We start from the raw sequence: 2963 nt of genomic DNA, 5'->3' as shown, positions 1-2963 counted from the left end.
GGGTGCGTTGTGGGGCGTGCGCGTAGCGCACGCCTAAAACCCCCATATTCTAACAGGGGGGTAGAATGATTATTCGGTGGCAAAGATGGACGGTTAAAACGTTGATATAACAGCATTTTACTTTAAAAGTTTTGTGATATTTTTTTCGTTTTTGTAACATAAAATATCACAAGAGAAAGGAAAGATTGATTTGGATGGGACACAATTAAAACAGATGCGATTAAGTCGGAATTTAACCCAGAAATTAGTGGCAGATACATTAGGCTGGACACAATCTCTTTTATCTATGATAGAAAGTGAACAACGAAGTTGTTCGAAAGAGCAAAAAGAAGCACTTTGCCAGTTTTATGCGAATTTTTCAAGTTTTGTAAATTTAGAAATTAAATTTGATTATGTCCGGGTACGAATTCCGACAAACGATATTAAAAAAGTTGTGGAAGACATTTTAGGGATGGATTTTGAGGCCTTTTATTATGCAGAAACCCGTTTGTATGGCTATATCGAAATGTATCAAAAAGGTATGATTCGTGTGTTAAATTCCAAGAAAGGAGATGATAAAGGTGTGTTGATAGAATTATCTGGGCAAGGTTGTCGAAATTACGAAAGTGTGTTGGATGAGCGAAGTGATAGTTGGTATCAGTTCTTTATTCGTTGTTTTTCTTTTGATGGCGTCCCTCGAAGAATCGATATTGCAGTAGACGATTTTGAGGAACTTTTTTCTTTGCACGAATTTGCACAGAAACTAAATCGTGGAGAATTTGATTCAAAATTTCGGACTTGGCGGTTTCAAGAAGAAAAACAGCTACTAGATAATTTAAGTAGTGGATTATCTGTTTATTTAGGCAGTCCACAAAGTTTAATCTACTTTTGTTTTTATCAAAAGAATTATGAAATTGCGAAAAAGCAGAAACTTTCTTTGAAAGAGGTGGAAGTGAAAAATCGGTATGAAATTCGCTTACGTGATGCAAAAGCAGTAAATTTTATTGAACGCTATCTAAATAACGTTGATTTTTCAGATTTAACGATGGGAATCTTAGCGAATCATTTAACGATGTTTGAAGGAAAAAAAGAAAAGATTGTCTGGAAACCGTGGGCAAAATTGATTCAAAATGTTGAAAAAGTCAAATTGACGATGACACCAGAAAAGCCGAATTATAATCGGAAATTGATGTATTTAAAGACACAACCTGCTCGCACAATGAAAATTGTAAAAACAGTCGATGAAGTTTTAGGATTGAATCGGTTTGAAGAAATTTTAGAAGAAACAGAATTACGCGAACAAGATGAAAAGATTGTGGAAGATGAGGTGCGTGCTGTCTGTGAATATATTAAAGAAAATCCAGACACGATTCAATATTTATTTTAGGTAATTGCGAAAAGAGGGAAGGATGAACATGATTGAAGCAGAACATCAACGATGGATAAAATATGTGATTGCTTGTTAGCAAGTGATGAAAGAAACGATTCTACGATTTGAAAATAATCCGTTGCTATTTAAAGAAGATTTAGATTATCAGCGATCCATAAAAAAGTTATGTGTGGAAATTGGCGAAATACTAAGAAACCATATTAGTGATTTTTGGCGTTTTGTGAAACAAGATGTACCTGATTTACAACAAGGATTAGAGGATTTACTTTATCAACGTGTTTAAAGTAGCTTGGAGGGAAAGAAAATGATTGGTTTTTTATTTCATTGTGGATGGGGACTTTTAAAATTGCTCTTCTTTTTTGCGGTAATTTTGTGGTGGAATTATTTTTCTATTATCGCTTTGATTGAAAGAAACGGAGGAAGAAAATGGGAAGGTTCTTTTTTACAAGTGTTTGGTATGTGTTGAAGTTATTGGTAATTTTAGTCATTATTTATATTTGCTTTAGACTTTTATTGTCGGGAGAAGGAATGCCTACACCGAAAGAGTTTATTATAAGTGTATTAAATTTTGTGACATATCAAGTACAGGTTATTATTCATTGGGCACAACAACGCTTTTGCTTTGAATAAGTTTTATAGTGTTTAAAACAAGAAGTATCTGATTTTGACGAAACAAAACCTATCATAAAAGATTAGGTATTAATCTTTTAGATAGGTTTTGTTTCGTTCATAGAATCCATTGGTTAATTGCTTTAATAATTGTTGTTGTAAGAAAGGGTTGTTTTGAATACGTAATTCTGGATAGCCTTCAATTGCTTGATTTTGCTTTTCAAATGCTTGCTTTGCGCGATACGCTTCACATTCCAAAATAAAGGAATAATCGGTTTGGAATGCTTCAATCGTACAAATCCTTTGACTTTTTAACAGATGCAGATAAGCAGTAACGAAGTGTTCTACAGACATAAGATTTTTATTGTGTGAGGCAAAAAGGTGTTCTTTGGCTAAAAAGTTAGTGGTCAGTGTGTCGGATAAATAAGAATAGTCCGGTGCTCGATGATACATTTCTACAAAATAGTCATAAAGTAAAGCGACTTTTTGTTTTTCCGCAAGAAGATAGCTTTTTTCTCTTGGATAAAATTCGTCAATTTGATAGGTACGTTTGATTACTTGAATAAATAATTTCATATAATGTTGAATAAATTCTGCTCGTTCGATGGGTTCGCCAAATGGTTGAAAGGGAGTCATGGTTATTTCTCCTTGTATATTAGAGTTAGGGTTTTAACCTTCCGGTTTTGATTGGATAACCCTATGAACCATCGTTATTTTAATTTGGTATTAACTCATTCATTTTGAGATAATATATTTATTGGATTGAGAGGCTATGCCGTTGCCTCCTTGAGTTTTGAAGCTCGTAATCGAAAGACTGGCACCTCTCTCTGATAAGTGGATTACGTATGAGTTAGATGTTGAAAGTTTTTGCTTTACTCCGTATCTCGTACAAGGTAGTGACGCTTTTCAGTTGAGCGGGTTTCAATCCAAAATATTTTTTTAGAAAGGTCAAATGTATGTACTTCTTAGGAATTGATATCGGCAA

4 protein-coding genes are annotated in these 2963 nt (G+C 33.8%); 3 read left to right on the top strand and 1 reads right to left on the bottom strand.

Features of this window, described 5'->3' with window-relative positions; translation table 11 throughout:
• The first annotated feature begins 190 nt into the window (after positions 1-190).
• The 3 genes from EG2_RS18055 to EG2_RS19045 all read left to right on the top strand — a co-directional run bounded on the left by EG2_RS18055 (position 191) and on the right by EG2_RS19045 (position 1835).
• Complete coding sequence (locus EG2_RS18055) at positions 191-1366, top strand: replication initiation factor domain-containing protein (protein WP_060815709.1); 1176 nt, start codon at positions 191-193, stop codon at positions 1364-1366.
• A gap of 85 nt (positions 1367-1451) precedes the next feature.
• Positions 1452-1652 carry a hypothetical protein gene (locus EG2_RS18050; protein ID WP_060815707.1) on the top strand — a complete coding sequence of 67 codons (201 nt, stop codon included), beginning with the start codon at positions 1452-1454 and terminating at the stop codon, positions 1650-1652.
• A gap of 21 nt (positions 1653-1673) precedes the next feature.
• Positions 1674-1835 carry a hypothetical protein gene (locus EG2_RS19045; protein ID WP_156424263.1) on the top strand — a complete coding sequence of 54 codons (162 nt, stop codon included), beginning with the start codon at positions 1674-1676 and terminating at the stop codon, positions 1833-1835.
• Between the two features lie 233 nt (positions 1836-2068).
• On the opposite strand, the gene EG2_RS18045 is transcribed toward EG2_RS19045, so the two are convergent.
• The gene (locus tag EG2_RS18045; RefSeq protein ID WP_060815706.1) at positions 2069-2614 is read right to left on the bottom strand and encodes a hypothetical protein; all 546 of its coding nucleotides are present in this window, start codon (positions 2612-2614) and stop codon (positions 2069-2071) included.
• Positions 2615-2963: the final 349 nt, after the last annotated feature.

It is taken from the genome of Enterococcus gallinarum NBRC 100675, assembly GCF_001544275.1.
In the GTDB taxonomy this organism is placed as follows: domain Bacteria; phylum Bacillota; class Bacilli; order Lactobacillales; family Enterococcaceae; genus Enterococcus_D; species Enterococcus_D gallinarum.
Note: the sequence above shows the minus strand (reverse complement) of the source record. Positions and strands in the feature narration are given on the sequence as shown.

Coding starts and splice junctions, on each gene's coding strand:
- EG2_RS18045 (WP_060815706.1), bottom strand. CDS start 2,614: ATGACTCCCTTTCAACCATTTGGCGAACCCATCGAACGAGCAGAATTT.
- EG2_RS19045 (WP_156424263.1), top strand. CDS start 1,674: ATGATTGGTTTTTTATTTCATTGTGGATGGGGACTTTTAAAATTGCTC.
- EG2_RS18050 (WP_060815707.1), top strand. CDS start 1,452: ATGAAAGAAACGATTCTACGATTTGAAAATAATCCGTTGCTATTTAAA.